This window comes from Lysinibacillus fusiformis (assembly GCF_003049525.1).
Taxonomy (GTDB): domain Bacteria; phylum Bacillota; class Bacilli; order Bacillales_A; family Planococcaceae; genus Lysinibacillus; species Lysinibacillus fusiformis.
Map to the genome: position 1 here is coordinate 46,230 of NZ_PYWL01000013.1, position 14,847 is coordinate 61,076.

Here is a 14,847-nt window from a genome sequence, read left to right on the forward strand (position 1 = left end):
TATGGTTACAAATGCAAAATTAAAACATTTAAGAACCTATATTCTGTAAAAAAAGCATCCATACCCATATTAGTGAAGTCGAACGATATTACCAAATGATACGAAATTTACGTGAAGATTGCATGATGACCAAAATAATTGTTATCCCGACAACGGGATACCATAATAGATGAGTAGGGACGATGAATATGAATACACCAAATAGTACAGCTGTTAAAGTGCTAATTGTAATGGCTTGGACATTCGTAAATTTATTTTGAATAAAATAATATAAAGTGAATGGTAGTGCTAACGTAAATATCGGAATATACATGAATACAATAAAATGTTTAATGAGCGATATTGAAAGTACCGCTATGATAAAACCTATTGATGTAGTAAGCGTGTGTCCTATAAATAGGTTACCTGTGAAATAGCTATATAGCAGAATAAGCATAATCGCTAAACAAGTAGAAATCCCAATAATTAAAACAAATGAATGGCCCATAAAGAAGGCTGCCATGGAGAAGCAAACTAAAGAGACCAATGGCAATAGTAATAGTAAAGGATTTTGTCCGCGTTCTATATTCATAACATTTGTAAAGCCTACAAGAAATAATAAAGTAAAAGGAATCGCCAAATACCCTAATTCGATATGGCTACTAAGATTAATATAATTCACCTCAAGACTACCAAACATTATGATGACAAGTGCAGCAAAAATTTGACTAATTAATCCCCAAATGCTTGATAATTTAAAAGCTGGAGTAAGCTTATCGGCTATTATAATAACTACGATGCCAATTAATAGAGCTATATATAACAATTTTTTCCCCTCCTAAAATACATTTAAAAATTCGTATCTAGTTCTTCTTGAGTAACTTTATTCATGAGTGTTATTTTCCCTTCGTTTAGAACGCATACCATTTATTAAAGTGATTTGGCCCGAATGGAGAAATTGCTCATACTCTTCACTATTAACATCATATAGTGCAAGTTTCCCTTCATCGTCATAGTGAATTCCCCATCCGTATTTCTTTACTAAAGGTGAGGCTCTAAAACACACTTTAGACTTTTGGAAAAAATTTTTTCTGATTTCATCTAATGAATCTGAGTCAATTTGATTTTTAATCAAATACGTTTGGAATTGCACGTCTTCCTCAGTGTATTTGTATGGGTTATGTCTAATTAAATCAAATTCAATTGAAGCTATAGTAGGCTTATTGTTTCTTGGGACAGGGGTAACAGCCGAAGTAACTTCCGAATCCTCTGAAATTTTAATAAAGGTATTTTTATAACTCATCGAATAAACCCCCTTTATATTACCATAATTGTAAATAGTATAAAATTAGAATTTCATCTCTAATAATTTAATAAAGCTTTGAAACACTCTTACAGTATTCTTCTAACTCTCTCCGTGTATATAATGATGTAATAGGGTATTCGCTTGAAGTTTCTATCGAATAGGTTAAATGAACGACTGCGTATTTATTCATCTTTTCAATCCAAAAAATCACATCATCATTATCTTCTCTTCTAGCCACCGCAATTGCCTCTTTCCCATAAAGAATATGTTGTGGTGAAAGTTCTTTCTTTAACTCTTCATTTAATGATTCTGACATACTTTTTGAAATCAGCCACCACGGATCATTCATAAAATGATTGACACTTTCTCGCATCTTAGATCATCACCTCCGCTTATTAAATTTCATCTAGCCATAATTAAAAAGAAGCAGCTACTTGGCTACTTCATCATTGGTTTTCAATTTACTGTTTCTGCTACTGAACATCGTCGTACATGGCCGTCCCCATACATAAAAGTAGGTCGTTATGTACTTGTGTCGCGAATTATTTTATTAATTGGCTCATAATAATTTCTTCGCCAATTCGACCTATTAATCGCTTATTCGTATCTTCAAATCCTACCTTTAAATATAACTTTTGCGCTGGTATATTATCTTTATCTACAACTAAGACAAGCTCATCACAATGAGGGAATTCTGATTGAACAAACTCAGCTAGTAATGTCATTCCCTGTTTGGCGTAACCTTTTCCTTGTTCAGCATGATTAATGGATAGTGCCGATATTAACAAAGCGTTCGAATTAGTAGAGTATTTCTTTACTCTTTCATTTGAATTCAATAGAAAAAAACCAACAGGTGTATGATCACTTAAAATGACAATACGATACTGTCCTTCATTGATTTCCTCAAAATTGCTTGGAAGCGCAGAGAATTGTTTTTGTTCCTCTGTAAGGACAAAAGAGTTTAACTCTTCCTTATATTCACTTGTGAAATGCTGTAGTTCAACCCTGTTCAATTTTTCCATATGACAATTCCCCCAATCACTTTTTCTATACTTTACCATTTTATGTGGTTTTGGTCATTCATTTATTTGAAATTTCTAAATAAATGATACCGATACCCTCCATTCATGAACTGTTGGGAACCTACTTATTGACTTTCAGTACGACTGAAACACGTATGCTTACTCAGTGGAACATCAAATAGGTATTTGTCATATGCTATAGAATGTTCTTCTACTGAAGACAATGATTCCGCAACAAATGTTTTTTGTATGGTGGCCATTGCTAAGCCTAAGCCTCTTTCCCTACTTCACAATATCATTGGAATGAACACCTCAATCCAGTAATGGGATAGAAATTTAGATTTGCACACACTTTCCCTTAATATGAAAGACTTTTTATTTTATTTCTTTTTCTATAAGATAGGTGCTAACTACTTTCGAAGGGTGTGCTTATATGTCACATAATTTCCAACTTACATCGCCAAAAATACCTACTGATTTAGAAAAAGCCAATTTTCAAGATATTTTTTACGAGGAAGAACCTTTTTTATCAAATTGCATGATCGCAGATACAGTCATTGATAAGGAGGCTGTTGAGAGATTAATCGTATCTAAAGTTATTTTTAAAAATGTCACATTCATCAATTCTTCCTTTAAAAAAATGGATGTAACGGATGTCATTTTCGAAAATTGCGATTAATCTAATTTAAACTTAAAGGAAAGCCTTATACATAGAGTGGTTTTTAAAAACTGTAAATTATTAGGTGTGAATTTTTCCGAGGCTAATCTTGGAAACGTTTTTTTTGAAAATTGTATGGCAACCTTAAGCAATTTTCCTGAGGCTCGTTTAAAACAAGTAGTATTCGATAACACCAACCTACAAGGAGCGAATTATTTTGATTGCTTACTCAATAAAGTGGCATTCCATGAATGTGATATTAATGAGGTAGATTTTACTGAAACCTCTTTAAAGGGGATAGATATTAGTACGTGTACCTTTAAAAGACTTCAAGTATCTCTCGAAAGTTTGAATGGGTGTGAAGTATCTTCTGAACAAGCTATCGGGTTTGCTTCACTACTCGGGTTAACGGTTAAATGATATGACCAAGCAATGATTGAAAACTACTCAAAACAGCCTAGCATTTAAAAATATTCATTTTACGTTACAAGTAGCCATTGAAATTTATTTCCTTTTGGCTACTTTTTGTTTTATGAAAAAAGCATTTCGCCTTTTATTATAAGGTAATCCGACTATTAGGAGGTATCATAATGACCCTAAAGATTATTAAAACACTTTTATCTATTATTATGGTGTTCATGTATTATTTGGGCTTTTGGACAGAAACCTTCACAATAAAAATAGTTATTTTCTTTCTTATGCTCATCTTTATTTTTGAGGCAGGAATGGAATCGGGGAAGAAACAAAATAACAGCATGTAATCAGAAAGTTTAAGGTACTTTCCTTCCCCTACCCACCTATTCAACAAGTTCACATCAAGAAAAGAACCTGTTGCTTTTGTATGAGCTATATTTTCATTATTGTTCTTTTAGCTTTCTTTATAATTTTTGATGTTTCTTTTGTATCAGATTCTTTACTCCATTTTTCACAAAGCATCATGACGAAATCAGGTTGAGTTTTACTGGCATCATTTAACCAATTCCCTACAGAATCCTGTACATACTTTGATGGATCTGATTTCAGTTGATTTAAAATAGGAAGGGCTTTACTAGGGTTCTGTTTTAAATCTTCGATATGCTTGGCCCAAACACCACGAGGACGAATAACTTCCATGGAAAATCTCCGTATTTTTTCATCCTCTTCTTTTGCCCATTCGGTTAGCAACTCAATACTTTCATCAAGGTGTTGCGCTATATCCTCTCTAATAGACATCCAGGAAATTTCTCGAACTCCAAAATGATGATCGCCAGCAAATGGATAAATATAAGCTAATTTTTCTTTCAAAGAGGTGCTTCCATTTTTATTCATAAACGCTGCCCAACAGCGAACACTATCTGAAGGATGCGTCGCAAATTTTTTAATAATTTCTTCTTTCATTTGGTCATTTTCTTCCTCTATAGCTGTATTCAATAGTTCGCCAGTTAAACGAATAGCTTTCATTCCCGATTCAGCATTCTGTTTTAACATTTCTTCTACTATATTTTCTAATTGATGAGATAACCCTACTTTAGGTAAAACATGTTTTACTAACGTAATATGATTGATCCCCAACCATTCAGTTAAATTAACACTCTCTATTTCTCCTTCATTCAATAACGTTAGCACCTCCTCAGGGATTTCACTAACCTTTCTAGCCCCTTTTCTGTTTCCTATGTCTATATGAATTGGCATGAAGACATCCTCCCACTATAATCAATTTTCCAAAGTAAGTTTATTATACTAATAATTTCTAATAAATTTAAACAAATTCATTCATTCCCTCGAAAGAAATGACTTACATATGGACAAATAGAGAAAAGCTTTTGACAAAGTAAAAAAAGATTAGGACTCAAATTCATTGAGTTCCTAATCTTTTTTATAGTTTTTCCTCATTGGGCTCCACATGAACATGAACTTCATATACGCCCTGCTCATGAATCATTTTATCTTCAACATGACAAGCTACATCATGAGCCTCTGTAATATCTAAATTTGCATTGACTAGAATGACAACATCGATCACTTCGTTATTGCCATAATTTCTGCCTCTAATTTCTTTAATCCCAATAACACCGTCTAACTTTAAAATAATATTTTTATAGTTTTGAAGGATTTCTTCATCAAATCCGTCAGATAGTTCATGAGAAGCTTCTTTGAAAATATCCCAAGCGGTTTTACAAATTAAAAAACCTACAATAATAGCTGTTACTGTGTCTAACCATGGCATATGTAATTGTGATCCAAATATCCCTACTGCTGTTCCAATACTTACCCAGGCATCTGATAAGTTGTCTTTGGCAGCGGCCATAACGGCTTTACTATTTATCTTTTCAGCCAATTTTTTATTATAACGATATACAAAATACATGACCAATGCTGATCCAAGGCCTACATACGCTGCGAAAATGTCAGGTGATTCTTTTCCACCTTGAAAAATGGAAGTACATGCACCAAATAATACTTGAATACCTACTGCCATCATAATAAACGAAGCTACCATAGAGGCAATGGTTTCACTTTTCCAATGACCATATCGATGATCATGATCGGCAGGTTTTTGTGAAAGCTTAAGGCCTATAAGTACAGCAATCGAGGCAATAATATCAGTCGTATTATTTAGCCCATCCGCCTTTAAAGCTTCTGAGTTACTCATGTAGCCAATTCCAACTTTTATTACGGACAAAATTATATAAGCAATAATACTTATAATGGCACCACGTTCACCTAATTTAAGATTATTGTATTTTTCTTCTTCCAATTCATTACCTCCCACTTACGTACTTTTTTATAATAACAGCCCTACCCCGAGTAGGTCTACAGCAACCTTTTTGCCTAAGCCTACATAAGTGGAAGGGATATAAAAGAGTTGTTTGCAGGAAAAAATCATTTCCTAAAGAAGCAGTCTTCGGTCACTCCAACATTTATTTCAATATATTATTTTTACCCTTAACTTTCTTCGTATGGATCTCCTCTTATAACTAAAGGTTGTTGTAGTTTTTTATGCTACAATTTACATATACTGCATCGAGAGGTGATTAGATGGATAACAGAAAATTAGTCTGCAAGGCTTGCGGGAAAGATTCTTTTGCAACCGGTCAACTTGGTCATGGGAAATTATCCACTGATAGTAATGTCAGACCTATAGGCTCTTTTATGGCTTCGGGCTCCCCACTTATTTTGTCATTTTGTAAAAATTGTGGTGAAGTGGCATCATTCAAGGTAGCCAAGCCTGAAAAGTTTTGATTTGAGGAGCTTGTGTTGTGTGATAAATGAATGGATTTGGGGGTATCACTCAATTCTTTGACCATACACTACTAAAATGTTAACGATTTTGTTTATCAATCCAATTTAGGCGTTCACAAAGTAAAGAGGGAGCAAAACTGATAAAAGCCATCGAGAATTGCTTCTTCTCGATAGCTTTTGTTTCAGGAGACAGAGTTGTCTGTCCTTCTTTATGTCGTATTCTTCTATTAAAGGCAAGACGGGGCATTTTACATAAACTTTCAAGTAGCCACTAAGATGAATTTCTTTTTGGTTACTTTTTTCATTAAAAGGCTAAATCAATCCTTTTCTATTGATTTTTTTCTTTCAACTATCGCTTACCCCATCTAGCAAATGATTCAACTGCTCAAGCTCTTTCCCTATGCTCCGCTACTCCAGATGTAATCAATATCTTTCAATCAATTTTCCATACCCAATCAATTTGTCTCAGTTTGTCACAATAAAATTTCTTTTTTATAGCTCTATAGGTCTGGATAAATACCTTTAAACTTCCTATAACGATACATACTATACATATAGAGAGAAAGGAGGGATACTTTATGAGTTATTACGGAGGCAATAACGGCGGCGGTTACGGTTCAACATTCGTTCTAGTTGTTGTTCTATTTATTCTATTAATTATTGTCGGCGCTTCAGTTTTATACTAATCTCCCATTACTCATTTGTCCTATATAGGAACAAATCATAATGATAGATAGCCCTATTAGAGCCATTTATCCATCCCAAATCATCTGACTAAACATCTATTCCCCCTTCCCCCAACCATAACAATATTTTCACATTTTCATATGACCCTCTATTCATGAACAATTAGAGATTGGGCGAAGGGGATTAGGGTAATGGTTATGGTTATGGCTCTAAATCAGCATTCAGTTTAATTATTATCGATGCAAGCTTATGTTCAAATAGTAAAACCATCCAACACTTCTCTGATGATATTGTTCGCCTCTAATGTTCATAACTACTAATACCATTCATTGTGTAAAGGGTCACATTCCTCTTTGTGGCCCTTTTTAATTCAAACCTTAACAGTTCATTAGCTCTAGGAATATCAAGCATTTACATCCGTTATGGCAGGGACATTAATTTCCTTGACACATGAAGCGGGTGATAAATTAACCACACATTGCACAATAGCTACAATATCTTGGACAGGGATACGTGTACCTTCATATAATTGGATGGCCTTTTTGGCTCCTTCCTCATAAGGGACTTCTGCTGCTAGCTCCCCAGGATTAATGCAAGTGACAGAAATTCTGTCTTCTCTTAAATGTTCACGTAAAGCATTTGTAATGCCTCGTAAACCGAATTTAGATGTGACAAATGAAACCTGTGCATTGTTTGTATGGTCTAACCCTGCCGTTGAACCAATTAAAATAACCTTTCCATTTTTCGCTTGTCTTAAATTCGGTAAAAGTGCCTGAATATATGTAATAGTGGACGTTAGATTGATATTGATTAAATTTGAAATATCCTCGACTTCATCTCTATCAAATGAATAATCATCCTCGAAGCCACGCTTTTCCCAAACCCCAACATTATAAATTAATACATCTATAGCGATATCTTTTAATTGTTCTTTTAATGACGGTATTTGTTGTTGGCTAGACAAATCAATAGAAAGCCATTGACGATTTACGCCATCATTGATTTCTAAGCTTTTAGGTTGTGTACGTGAAACTACCCATACAGTATCCCCCTTGGCAGGTAAGCCTTTTACAAAAGCGTCGCCTAACCCCTGACTTGCTCCAAATACAATAATATTTTTACTCATTTTTACCATCCTTTCCATATCAGCATTAATTAGTAGATTATAGTAACTTTTACATTAAGTCCATTATGAGCTAGACCTAGGTCATCATCATTAAAAACAATATGTATGAAATATGAACAAGCACATAGTCTAGGAGCCGCTATTTATAATGGCTTGGCAAATAAAGCTTAAAAATGTAAAAAACCAGGTACTCCGCAGAGCGCCTGGCTTCCTTGTATTAGATTGAGATTTAAACATAGTTATTGGGGTAATTCAGAGGATTTTTCAAACTCAAGTATATACCCATCTATTTTTGCTTTTTCTAATACTTCTATATATTCTTCTTTTCTTTCATCTAGTCTAGAATCTTGTGTGTTTTGATAACCCGGATATAGATTGTAATCTACTGGTTTACCCATAAGTCCACCTCTTATTCTCTATTTTTTTACTCATTATAGAATATATTGATATTTTCTGACAATTACTTTTGCTATTTTTGATTACAAAGACTGACATGACATCCCAACTGTCGCCTTATAGAAAACTCATATCTATACTTTATTACCTATACAAATTATATTTCAAAAGACTTACAACGCATAGGTTATGCCATGCTTGCTTGTCTTAAGGAAATGGGGTAATAGTCCAACCAACAAAAAATAGAACCGTCATAAACAAAATAAGATAGCCACCAATAAAGATTCCCCACTTGCCTAGAGAACGACTGGGTCTCGAAAGGATCGCAATGAATCCAAAAATGATTGTCAAGGTAATGAAATTCTTACTAGTAAATGGAGCACCATAGCCAATGATAATCCAACTATTAACCATGATAAGTGTCCAGAGGCCAATGCTAACACTAGCCCAGCCAAAAACATTGAAAATGGTTTGCTTTAACGTACCCAATTCCATAATTTAACCTCCCCTAGTTTCATATGCTTCATCATTGTTAAACTTTGTAGCTGTTCAACCTCAGCTTTAGGTCCTGTAACGACAACCCCATATGTTTTCATATCATGCTGTTTTAAATAATGGATTCTCTCTTTTAGGTCCAGATTTTTATGAGCGGAAACAGCAGTAGCCGTTTCCTCATAATCAACTAGAAAATTTAAGATGGATAAAAACGTTTGTTCATGAGAAGTAGCACCTTTAAATGGGGACCAATTTGTTTGATCTGGTTGTACAGGATAGCCAATAGGCGATACAACATTCCCATTTGCACTTAGCATGGTGTCTTCTACTCCTGTATAAATGGCTGCCCATGTGACATCTACATTTGGCATTTGCTGAATAACTTGATCTACTGTATATAAATCATTGAAAGAAAGATATGCTTCTACAACGGTTTCATTGGGTAATCCTTTTAATTTCCTTTGCTCCTCAATTGTATTAAATTCTCCTCGATTATTAGGATGTACTAGCCATTGATTCGTTTCTGTTGGATATTTTGGATACGATTTTTCCAGTTTTGAAGTAATCTTCTTTCCCACTAAATTATTTAACATAAAGCGTGTATCATAATGCTTCACTGGATAGACCTCGTCACCGATCTGCTTGTATTGCTCAAATGATAATCCCATTGAAAAGAGCGAGAATTCCATATCAAATTCAAGTTCCTCCAATGTCGTATTCGGTTCCGTTACATAAAGAGTCTGACTTGTCACATCCATTAAGGTTGTAGACTTTGTGCCAAAGGCATAGTACAAAAAAGTTAGCATATAACAAGTGGGGACAATTAAAAGGGCAATCGTCAGCGTTGTTACAATCAGCTTCCACTTGGATGATGCAATGGCTTTTTTTATAACATTTGTTGAAGGTGCATCCCCTTTTTCACTTTTCTTTGCTTGCTGTAATAATTGTTGATAAGAATCCACCTTTATTCCTCCCTTGTTATTAGTGTGCGCATTTTTTTGCGACCTCGCGCTAAATGACTTTTCACCGTATTCACGTTTAATTGCAAGATGTTTGCAGCTTGCTCATTTGTACAATCATGTACATCACATAACAAAATAATTTGCTTTTCGATTGGTTTAATTTGTTCAAGTAGGTTGATTAATTTCAAAAAAGCATCTTGTTCAACGATGATTTGCTCTGGTGTATTGGAATGCATTTGATCAATATTGTCGGAAGTTACATACCGCTTCTCTTTTCGTGTACTGTCGATATATGTATAGTAAGCTACTTTAAAAAGCCAAGGTTTGATGTCTTGAATTTCTTGACCAAGAAGGGTAATATGCGCTTTTGTAAATGTGTCCTGAAGCAAATCCTCCGCTGCACTATGATTTTTCGTAAGTGAATATAAATAGCGATATATATCATTCATATAGGTGATATATATTGTTTCAAGTTCCATCTCTTCCCACCTTTCAACCTACCCTCGTATATAGGTCACAAAAGGTTGCAAATAATTTAAATTTATTTTAAATGGTTACTTCAAAAAAGTGGTAACACATTAAAAAACGGCAAAAATCCATACATAATAAATGGATTTTGCCGTTTTATCTAACAAATGGTCTTTTATATAAATTTTACGTATAATTTGACAATAAACAGCCAATATAAAATGGCGTAGTGTCTCACTACTTAAAGAGCTACAGTGATTTCGATCGCTGTGGCTTCTTTTCTTTAAATGCTGGATCACTATTTAATTGAATGGTTACAAATATAAAGAGCTCCTAGTACTAGGCTTGTTCGATGAACGCCTATCTCAATAACTTCATGTATAAGTATTTATAAATGACACACACTATGTTGGAGTGTATCGCACGCACTATTTAAGGCTGTGGCGCTAGTTGACCGTCGCAGCCTCCTTAGAGTGATGAGTAGTACACCATTATAACTTACATAAGAGGTGTTTCGGTTGACCACATTAGCAAAATTATTGTATTTCGCTTTCCTTGTAACATTATTTTTAATCACTATGATTTGGGACTATTTCATAAATGATAATTGGGCTTTGCTCGAAAATTTATTCTTTTCCTTTTGGGTAGCGAGTTTTATATTTATAGCATTGCTACTTAGAAGTAAAAAAGTTGACACGGAAAAAAGCTAAAAATAGAAGCTGATTAGAGTAATTGAACTGCCCCGTGAAGGTTAGACATCTATCTAACCTTTACAGGGCAGTTTATAATATCTGATCAGCTTTTTTCTATCTCTATTCCCTCTTCATTAGTCGATAAATCTTCTACTAATCTACCCATCTATTTTTTAATCAAAGGTAGATGATGAATACAACTAGAGAGTGTAACAAGGAGCTACATATTATATCAAGGTAATCTGCAGATTATATATTTTTTAGTTGCAAGGAGGTGAATACATGCCTTTAACTACTGGTCCTATTGAAAACACAGGAAATCAACCAGCTAATGCAAGTAGTGTTCGTGTCAAAGTTCTTAATCTCACTGGAGGTTTACTAACTGGGGTAGTAAGAGTTTTTAGACTAAACGGTTCAAGACAATTATTGTCCACTACTCCTTTTGCGGCAGTTGCCAATGGTTCTACTTTTGTAACGCCAGGTGTTGGAAGCTCGCCTCAGTATGAAGTTGAAATCGTTCCCAATCAAAATGGTGGAATATATAGCGTTTATGGACGCACAGCTTCTGGTACTATCATTGCTGCCCAACGGTTTGTAAATTCGGAATTAACACAGACTTTCTAGATTTTAGTTCATGCCGAAAAGCCTTATACATTCGTATAGTATAGGGCTTTTCATTTTTCCTTTGTACCAAAGAATCGTCTTATTTTAAACATTTATTAAAAAGAATAAGTGGATGGCTGCAAGAATTCCCATCGGATAAATGATAGCTCTTGAAAATGAGTTTTTAAATCCATTTCGAGGATGTCTTTCAAATAATAAGTGTAGGATTGTATGTGTGATAAAGAATATATCGAGAACCCAAAACGTTATGGTTTGATAGGGGCTGAATAGTAAGGAAAGTATAATGACATAAAGAAAAAGATGAATCCCTGTGAATACTTGATAAGCCTTTGAATCTTCCATATCCTTTAATACGATAAATAATCGCCACTCCGAGCGCCTTATTGCATCCATTTCATGTAAAAGAAATATAGATAGGTTTAATAAAAAAAGGATTAGCAATAAATTAGGCATATAAAACCTCCTCCACCTTTATACACCCTATGTTACTATAAAACCATTTTTCAAATTTCAAGTAAATCCTCTAAAATATGTCGATATAAAGTCGCGAATCATGTTGAAATAGGAGTTTGAATGTCACATTCTCCTTTTTATGATACAATTTACATATATTACATAACGAGGTGATGGCGTGGAAGATAAAAAGTTAGTTTGCAAGTCCTGTGGTAGTGATTCTTTTACGATTGGACAAGTTGGTGGCGATTTTAATCAAGGTAATGTTAGGCCTATTGATTCTGTCTTTTCAGTTGGCTCCCCATTTATTTTTAACTTTTGTAAAGACTGCGGAGAAGTAGCCTCCATTAAGGTGGAAAAACCGCAATATTTTAAATAATCCCTAGTGAAATGGGGTCACTCCCATCTCAGTGACCCTTTAGTGGTTTATTAGCCCCTATATTTCTCTCCAGTACTTTCATTAAAATCGCTCATCCAATCTGTATGCTTACTTTAGCGTTCAACGCAAAACTCTGTTGTAGCTAGCTCTTTTCCATTTATTATTACCGCTAGCTTATGTTGACCTGGATAATGCTTTCGGGTTGTTAAATTTTTAAAATGGTGATTTCGTGTGTATCGGTGACTCTCTTTTTCGAAGGTGCGTTCCGTAATTTTGAATAGCTTTCTTGAAGTTGCTCCATTTGCTTTAACAAAATCTATCGCATATTCGATTCGAAGCTTCTGTGGTGCTGTAGAAGTAGTTTGAACCGTAAATACAAAATTAAGGGTTTGTCCAATCGCCAACCTAACTTTTCCTAGCGCTAACTCATGGATTGTTACATCTGGAGAGATGTCAAAGCCGAACAAGAAAAGCACCTCAGCATCTCCTTTTCGCAATAAACCTCGACATCCATGCTTAATAATCCAATCTGTGATGGAGCTCTCTCCGTGCCATTCATGAGCAAGTCGTTTCACTAGTTCGGGATGATCCTTGGCAATATCATTTAAATTATTAGCGACACTTTTCTGTACATAGACAGATGGATCCTGTTTGAGCAGGTTCAATATCGGTAAGATTGGTGACGGGTCCAATTTGTATATTTCCAATGCCGATGCCCAAGGTAACCTAGGGCGACACCCCTCACTAGCTAATCGTCTAATATGAGGATTAGCATGGCTCGCCCACTCTAACATTTGAGCCATCATCTTCTGAGGATCTTTTAAAATAAAAGGCCGAACAGCGAACTCTGCGCTGGAGAATTCCGTAAACACCTCTAATCCATGAATGGAAGCCTGCCAATCATCTAGTCCATATACTTCTACAAAATCAGGCAAAAATAAATACTCCACTCCCTTACATGTAGGTGCAATTTTTATCAATATTGATAATGCCTCACAGTAGGATGTCGGCAAGGTTGCCCGCAATGAAATACTGATATGCCTAATACGCTGTTTGAATTTTTTCATTTCCCAATCGTCATCATGGATTAAATTCATGAACTTATGTGAATCAAAGGCAGAGTATTCAGCCTGTACGATATTGATAAATTGATGGAAGAAATCTGTTGTATATTTACCCTCAAATGTGTCAGCCATGACCCATCCCCCTTTTCGCTAACATAACTTCCACTTCAAAGTTGTGTTTGTCTTGTGCCATTTTTTTCTCCTTTTATGCTCTTTATGACGTGGTCAATGTACTTTTTATTAAAAATTCATAAACATTGACTTCAAGTTTTACTATACGGGATAATGGTGACAACTACTGTCACTATTAATTTTGTTTTTAAGGAGGAGCTTTGATGCACAAGGCGCAAAGACTTATTCAGCTCATGATGAAGGTCAACGAACGTAAAAAGTTTACCATTCAGGAGATGGCTGAGGAATGTGGTGTTTCACGTCGAACAATGATTCGTGATTTAATGGAACTGAGCGAACTAGGTGTACCGCTATATTCCGAAGCTGGGCCTAATGGTGGTTATCGTGTTTTGCGTGAAAAAGTGCTACCACCTATTAGCTTTACCGAGCATGAGGCAATTGCATTGTTCTTTGCTTGCCAATCATTACATAATTACAAAGCTCTCCCCTTCAAAAATGAAGTAAATACTGCATTGGATAAATTTTTCTACTATTTATCAGGTGAGCTCAAGCAAAAGATTGAAAGTATGCAGCAACGTCTTTTATTTTGGGTGCCTCCTCATGAATTAGAAGTGCCCTTTTTAAAGGAATTACTGGAGGCTGCACTTGAACAGCAGGTTGTCACCATCTTATATGAAGCGGCCACTACTAAAAATAGAACGATTCAACCTCTTGGAATCTATACGATGAACGGGCTATGGTACTGCCAGGCTTATTGCTTCCTAGCAGAGGATTATCGAGTTTTTCGCATAGATCGGGTGAAAGATTTTTCTTTAGCTGAAGATCAAAGCCTGAAATTGGACATGACAAATGAGCACATCAAGGCGTGGATCGTGCCAGCGAATGAAGAACATATGTTAGATCTTGAGGTAGAGTTAACACCAGAAGGAGTAAGACGTTGTCAATCCGAACTTTGGTTATCCCAGTGGATGGAGCTTCGTGAAAATGGATACGGGAAGATATTCGCAAAGGTGAACTCTTCCTTTACACCGTGGTTAGTCCATTTTTTTCTCGGCTTAGGCATGGAGGCCAATGTCAAACATCCCCCAATCGTACGGGAACAAATTAAAAGTAAGCTACAGGAACTGATGAAGCAATACAATGAAGAATAAAAACCAGGTTCTCAGTTGAGCACCTGGTTTT

21 protein-coding genes are annotated in these 14,847 nt (G+C 35.2%); 8 read left to right on the forward strand and 13 right to left on the reverse strand.

Annotated elements, in window-relative coordinates; translation table 11 throughout:
* Positions 1–88 precede the first annotated feature (88 nt).
* The 4 genes from C9J29_RS20325 to C9J29_RS20340 form a co-directional block, all read right to left on the reverse strand.
* Positions 89–805: an MraY family glycosyltransferase gene (locus tag C9J29_RS20325; RefSeq protein ID WP_089987247.1), complete on the reverse strand. Its 717-nt coding sequence runs from the start codon at positions 803–805 to the stop codon at positions 89–91.
* 57 nt (positions 806–862) lie between these two features.
* Positions 863–1,282, reverse strand: a complete 420-nt coding sequence (locus C9J29_RS20330; protein ID WP_089987246.1) for a DUF6157 family protein — start codon at positions 1,280–1,282, stop codon at positions 863–865.
* Positions 1,283–1,349: 67 nt separating this feature from the next.
* Positions 1,350–1,658: a hypothetical protein gene (locus C9J29_RS20335; protein ID WP_237068889.1), complete on the reverse strand. Its 309-nt coding sequence runs from the start codon at positions 1,656–1,658 to the stop codon at positions 1,350–1,352.
* A gap of 169 nt (positions 1,659–1,827) precedes the next feature.
* Positions 1,828–2,307, reverse strand: a complete 480-nt coding sequence (locus C9J29_RS20340; RefSeq protein ID WP_089987245.1) for a GNAT family N-acetyltransferase — start codon at positions 2,305–2,307, stop codon at positions 1,828–1,830.
* 433 nt (positions 2,308–2,740) lie between these two features.
* On the opposite strand from C9J29_RS20340, the gene C9J29_RS24810 reads away from it, so the two are divergent.
* From C9J29_RS24810 to C9J29_RS24430, 3 genes are all read left to right on the forward strand, one after another.
* A complete protein-coding gene (locus C9J29_RS24810) occupies positions 2,741–2,986 on the forward strand; it encodes a hypothetical protein (RefSeq protein WP_237068890.1) in 246 nt (81 codons plus the stop codon).
* Between the two features lie 36 nt (positions 2,987–3,022).
* Complete coding sequence (locus C9J29_RS24815; RefSeq protein ID WP_255319042.1) at positions 3,023–3,385, forward strand: pentapeptide repeat-containing protein; 363 nt, start codon at positions 3,023–3,025, stop codon at positions 3,383–3,385.
* 170 nt (positions 3,386–3,555) lie between these two features.
* The gene (locus C9J29_RS24430; RefSeq protein ID WP_164908721.1) at positions 3,556–3,726 is read left to right on the forward strand and encodes a hypothetical protein; all 171 of its coding nucleotides are present in this window, start codon (positions 3,556–3,558) and stop codon (positions 3,724–3,726) included.
* Positions 3,727–3,811: 85 nt separating this feature from the next.
* Here the strand turns inward: C9J29_RS24430 and C9J29_RS20350 are convergent, their stop codons facing one another.
* Together C9J29_RS20350 and C9J29_RS20355 are read right to left on the reverse strand one after the other, a co-directional pair.
* Positions 3,812–4,636 (reverse strand): DNA alkylation repair protein, encoded by an 825-nt coding sequence (locus tag C9J29_RS20350; protein WP_089987243.1) that lies wholly within the window; start codon positions 4,634–4,636, stop codon positions 3,812–3,814.
* A gap of 184 nt (positions 4,637–4,820) precedes the next feature.
* Positions 4,821–5,702: a cation diffusion facilitator family transporter gene (locus C9J29_RS20355; protein WP_043990286.1), complete on the reverse strand. Its 882-nt coding sequence runs from the start codon at positions 5,700–5,702 to the stop codon at positions 4,821–4,823.
* A gap of 281 nt (positions 5,703–5,983) precedes the next feature.
* Between C9J29_RS20355 and C9J29_RS20360 the strand changes: the two genes are divergently transcribed.
* Both C9J29_RS20360 and C9J29_RS20365 read left to right on the forward strand, forming a co-directional pair.
* Complete coding sequence (locus C9J29_RS20360; protein ID WP_008177326.1) at positions 5,984–6,187, forward strand: hypothetical protein; 204 nt, start codon at positions 5,984–5,986, stop codon at positions 6,185–6,187.
* A gap of 578 nt (positions 6,188–6,765) precedes the next feature.
* Positions 6,766–6,873 (forward strand): YjcZ family sporulation protein, encoded by a 108-nt coding sequence (locus C9J29_RS20365; RefSeq protein WP_080695207.1) that lies wholly within the window; start codon positions 6,766–6,768, stop codon positions 6,871–6,873.
* Positions 6,874–7,277: 404 nt separating this feature from the next.
* Here C9J29_RS20365 and C9J29_RS20370 read toward each other — a convergent pair whose 3' ends face one another.
* The 5 genes from C9J29_RS20370 to C9J29_RS20385 all read right to left on the reverse strand — a co-directional run bounded on the left by C9J29_RS20370 (position 7,278) and on the right by C9J29_RS20385 (position 10,332).
* Positions 7,278–8,000, reverse strand: coding sequence for an SDR family NAD(P)-dependent oxidoreductase (locus C9J29_RS20370; protein ID WP_107922699.1), 723 nt, complete (start codon positions 7,998–8,000; stop codon positions 7,278–7,280).
* A gap of 239 nt (positions 8,001–8,239) precedes the next feature.
* The gene (locus C9J29_RS24435; RefSeq protein WP_008177317.1) at positions 8,240–8,398 is read right to left on the reverse strand and encodes a hypothetical protein; all 159 of its coding nucleotides are present in this window, start codon (positions 8,396–8,398) and stop codon (positions 8,240–8,242) included.
* Between the two features lie 205 nt (positions 8,399–8,603).
* Entirely contained in the window at positions 8,604–8,891 is a 288-nt protein-coding gene (locus C9J29_RS20375; protein ID WP_089987242.1) for a hypothetical protein, read from the reverse strand.
* Positions 8,873–9,853 carry an anti-sigma factor gene (locus C9J29_RS20380; protein WP_089987241.1) on the reverse strand — a complete coding sequence of 327 codons (981 nt, stop codon included), beginning with the start codon at positions 9,851–9,853 and terminating at the stop codon, positions 8,873–8,875. The genes C9J29_RS20375 and C9J29_RS20380 overlap by 19 nt, the downstream gene beginning before the upstream one ends.
* A gap of 2 nt (positions 9,854–9,855) precedes the next feature.
* On the reverse strand, positions 9,856–10,332 hold the full coding sequence (locus tag C9J29_RS20385) for a sigma-70 family RNA polymerase sigma factor (protein ID WP_008177314.1): 477 nt from the start codon (positions 10,330–10,332) through the stop codon (positions 9,856–9,858).
* A 963-nt stretch (positions 10,333–11,295) separates the two neighbouring features.
* On the opposite strand from C9J29_RS20385, the gene C9J29_RS20395 reads away from it, so the two are divergent.
* On the forward strand, positions 11,296–11,637 hold the full coding sequence (locus C9J29_RS20395; RefSeq protein WP_036148714.1) for a hypothetical protein: 342 nt from the start codon (positions 11,296–11,298) through the stop codon (positions 11,635–11,637).
* An 84-nt stretch (positions 11,638–11,721) separates the two neighbouring features.
* Here the strand turns inward: C9J29_RS20395 and C9J29_RS20400 are convergent, their stop codons facing one another.
* Positions 11,722–12,090: a DUF6713 family protein gene (locus C9J29_RS20400; RefSeq protein WP_008177302.1), complete on the reverse strand. Its 369-nt coding sequence runs from the start codon at positions 12,088–12,090 to the stop codon at positions 11,722–11,724.
* 178 nt (positions 12,091–12,268) lie between these two features.
* Between C9J29_RS20400 and C9J29_RS20405 the strand changes: the two genes are divergently transcribed.
* On the forward strand, positions 12,269–12,469 hold the full coding sequence (locus C9J29_RS20405) for a hypothetical protein (RefSeq protein WP_008177300.1): 201 nt from the start codon (positions 12,269–12,271) through the stop codon (positions 12,467–12,469).
* Between the two features lie 113 nt (positions 12,470–12,582).
* On the opposite strand, the gene C9J29_RS20410 is transcribed toward C9J29_RS20405, so the two are convergent.
* Positions 12,583–13,665 (reverse strand): DNA alkylation repair protein, encoded by a 1,083-nt coding sequence (locus C9J29_RS20410; protein WP_107922700.1) that lies wholly within the window; start codon positions 13,663–13,665, stop codon positions 12,583–12,585.
* A gap of 203 nt (positions 13,666–13,868) precedes the next feature.
* On the opposite strand from C9J29_RS20410, the gene C9J29_RS20415 reads away from it, so the two are divergent.
* Complete coding sequence (locus C9J29_RS20415; protein WP_107922701.1) at positions 13,869–14,816, forward strand: helix-turn-helix transcriptional regulator; 948 nt, start codon at positions 13,869–13,871, stop codon at positions 14,814–14,816.
* Positions 14,817–14,847 lie beyond the last annotated feature (31 nt).